Annotated in this window: 1 pseudogene; it reads right to left on the bottom strand. The window is 43.8% G+C overall.

The annotated features are described in order from the left end of the window. Nucleotides 1-276, bottom strand: a pseudogene (locus AAEY55_RS18295) (alkene reductase); the annotation flags it as partial.

Below are 276 nucleotides of genomic sequence, written 5' to 3'. Positions count from 1 at the left end.
GCTCAGTCCCGCCATACATAGTGGCTGCATCGGCTTCATTTAATGGCCATTGATTTTTTATGCGCGCTGGTAAATCAGGGTTTGCAATAAAAGGGCGACCAAAAGCAAATAAATCACCGTAGCCTTTAGCTAACATCGCCACCGCTTTTTCAACAGTGTACTTACCAGCGTAAATAATACGCCCAGAAAATTCAGCTCTAGCTGCTTGATAAAATTGCTCTGGTAAATCAGGGGCATTGTCCCAATCAGCTTCTGCAATTGAAAGGTAGGCAATAC

The organism is Pseudoalteromonas sp. 120-MNA-CIBAN-0494, from assembly GCF_040308885.1.
In the GTDB taxonomy this organism is placed as follows: domain Bacteria; phylum Pseudomonadota; class Gammaproteobacteria; order Enterobacterales; family Alteromonadaceae; genus Pseudoalteromonas; species Pseudoalteromonas nigrifaciens.
Note: the sequence above shows the minus strand (reverse complement) of the source record. Positions and strands in the feature narration are given on the sequence as shown.